A 1,409-nucleotide genomic window follows, 5' to 3' on the forward strand; every position below is an offset into this window, starting at 1 on the left:
AGCCACCGGGTGGGGATGGTGAGGCGGTACAGAAATCCAACATAATTACATACAATTTCATCCCAAACGGCGCCATTCAGAACAGAAATTTGTACATTCTTAAGTTGAAGTTTCTGTACATTCTTATCTTAACATTACCAGAAGTTCCGAGTTCCGAGTGAAACATCAGCCTTCGGCATGTCCCGTCGTTCCCCTCTCACCGCTGTCGCGGAGCTCTCCCCAGGGAGAGCCTGTCTACGGTCATGGCTTGCGTTTGAGTCGATTGCGAAAAGGCTCCCCCCTGGGGGAGCTGGCTGCGAAGCAGACTGAGGGGGGAGGAATGCGATGTCGATATGATCAGCGTCGAAATGTGATGCTTACCGTTTAGCAAATTTCCCGTCGTTCCCCTCTCACCGCTTCGCGGAGCTCTCCCCGGGGAGAGCCTGTCTACGGTCATGGCTTGCGTTTGAGTCGATTGCGAAAAGGCTCCCACTGAGGAGAGCCTTTCGAATAGAATTTTATCTCAATTTTCCCGGGTATATTTCTTCAGTTACTTACCAGCCTTTCTTTTCGTTGACTCGATTGATGATGTCCTGACAGACACCGGGGAAGTTTTCGTGGACTACTTTATTGGAGTATCTTACGATTTCAAAGCCCCAATGTATGAGTCTGCGGGTACGCAGGGCATCATATTTCCTTCCTTCTTCGGTAAAGTGCTGCCCGCCGTCTATTTCTATGATGAGTCCAAATTCCGGGCAGAAGAAATCGACGATATAGTGTCCGATCACTTTCTGATGGATGAAATCGACGGTCCAATTCTTGTAAGGAAGAAAAAAATCATACCACAGGTGATTTTCTTCAGGTGTCATGTGCTGCCGGAGTTCTTTTCTCTTTTTCTTCATTTCTTCGCTCACCGGTATATTCATGCCCTCCACCCACTCAAAGGGCTCATTGGGGTCCGCAAGCCATTCCCAGTAGTTAAAGTCTTTCATCCTCATCACCTCCGGCTCTTTTCTAACAGTATAGCAAAAAAATATCGGGCATGAAAAGCATGATGAAGGATGAAAAATGGTTCGCATAGAAGTTCCGAGTTCCGAGATTTACATCAGCCTTCGGCAAATTCCCGCAACTCCCCTCTCACCGCTTCGCGGAGCTCTCCCCAGGGAGAGCCTGACGCCGGGCACGGCTGGCTTTTGAGTATATAGCGAAATGGCTCCCCCTTGGGGGAGCTGGCTGCGACGCAGACTGAGGGGGGAGGAAAATAACCCGCATAGAAGTTCCGAGTTCCGAGTTTTACATCAGCCTTCGGCAAATTCCCGTCGTTCCCCTCGCAACGCGACGCGGAGCGCTCCCCACGGGGAGCCTGACCCCGGTCCTGGGCAGCGCATGTGGGAATTAGCAAAAGAAAAAATCTTTGCGAATTATTTATC

The 1,409-nt window shown here is 50.1% G+C and carries 1 protein-coding gene; it reads right to left on the bottom strand.

What is annotated here, in order from left to right:
* Positions 1–533: 533 nt before the first annotated feature.
* On the bottom strand, positions 534–971 hold the full coding sequence (locus tag VZT47_RS10415) for an endonuclease domain-containing protein (protein WP_330224894.1): 438 nt from the start codon (positions 969–971) through the stop codon (positions 534–536).
* Positions 972–1,409 lie beyond the last annotated feature (438 nt).

This window comes from Dialister sp. (assembly GCF_036343215.1).
Lineage (GTDB): Bacteria > Bacillota > Negativicutes > Veillonellales > Dialisteraceae > Dialister.